Raw genomic sequence first — 1133 nt, forward strand, 5'->3', positions numbered from 1 at the left:
AATCATCAATTTCAACAGCTAGACTTAGAACATTTAATCGAGGAATTAGAGGATTTGGGCAAAGAAAAGAAAAATGCAGTAGCCAGTCTTTTAGAACAGGTTATCCGCCATTTATTATTACTGCAATACTGGACAAAAGAAGCAGAATATAACACAATTAATTGGCAGGAAGAAATTTATAACTTCCGTACTCAATTAAAGGGAAAAATGACGACCAACCTCCGCAATTATTTAGAGGAAATCCCTAGATGATAGCAACTACAACAATTTCTCCTCAATTAACCATTCCACGCCTAGAAAATGGGGATAAGCTTACTCGTCGTGAATTTGAGCGTAGATATAAGGCTATGCCAAAGCTGAAAAAGGCAGAACTGATTGAAGGAATTGTTTATATTATGGCTTCTCCTCTCAGAATTAAGAACCATGGTGAACCCCATGCTGATATTATAGGTTGGCTAAGTGTCTATAAAGCCTTTACTCCCAATCTGCAATTAGGCGATAATTGTACGGTACGTCTTGATGCAGACAATGAACCTCAACCCGATGCACTATTAAGAATTAAAAATGGTGGACAATCAACGATTAGTGAGGATGGTTATGTCGAAGGTGCGCCAGAGTTAATCGTCGAAATTGCAGCGAGTACCGTCTCCCTTGACTTACATCAAAAACTTAATGTTTATCGCCGTAACCAAGTGCAAGAATATCTAGTCTGGCGAGTTGACGATGGAGAATTTGATTGGTTTAGGTTAACAAATGAAGAATATATTAAACTTGAACCGAACTCAGAAGGGATAATTTGTTCTCAGATATTCCCTGGATTATGGTTAGATAGAGATGCTTTACTAGCCGGTGATTTAGCCAAGGTTTTAGAGGTTTTGCAATTAGGAATAGCTACGCTCAAACATCAATCTAGTTAGAGTAATCTAAATTAAACAAAATCAAGACGGAGATAATCAATTATGCTAGGTGTTCATCAATTAAAACAACTCTACGAGCTTGATGACTCTCAATGGCTAGGAGAAACCATTAGCTTGCTTAGAAATCATCAATTTCAACAGCTAGACTTAGAACATTTAATCGAGGAATTAGAGGATTTGGGCAAAGAAAAGAAAAATGCAGTAGCCAGTCTTTTA

General features: G+C 37.2%; 2 protein-coding genes and 1 pseudogene. All 3 read left to right on the forward strand.

Annotated elements, in window-relative coordinates:
- Positions 1-240 (forward strand): annotated as a pseudogene (locus O9295_RS01590) (DUF29 domain-containing protein); the annotation flags it as partial.
- An 8-nt stretch (positions 241-248) separates the two neighbouring features.
- Positions 249-917, forward strand: coding sequence for a Uma2 family endonuclease (locus O9295_RS01595; RefSeq protein WP_288031161.1), 669 nt, complete (start codon positions 249-251; stop codon positions 915-917).
- A gap of 42 nt (positions 918-959) precedes the next feature.
- The coding region (locus O9295_RS01600) for a DUF29 family protein (protein WP_288031164.1) at positions 960-1133 on the forward strand (174 nt) is incomplete at its 3' end.

The organism is Microcystis sp. LE18-22.4A (assembly GCF_027531105.1).
GTDB classification, from domain to species: Bacteria; Cyanobacteriota; Cyanobacteriia; order Cyanobacteriales; family Microcystaceae; genus Microcystis; species Microcystis aeruginosa.

What these genes read in the sequence shown, in the direction of transcription:
- O9295_RS01595 (WP_288031161.1), top strand. Translation starts at nt 249, where the DNA reads ATGATAGCAACTACAACAATTTCTCCTCAATTAACCATTCCACGCCTA.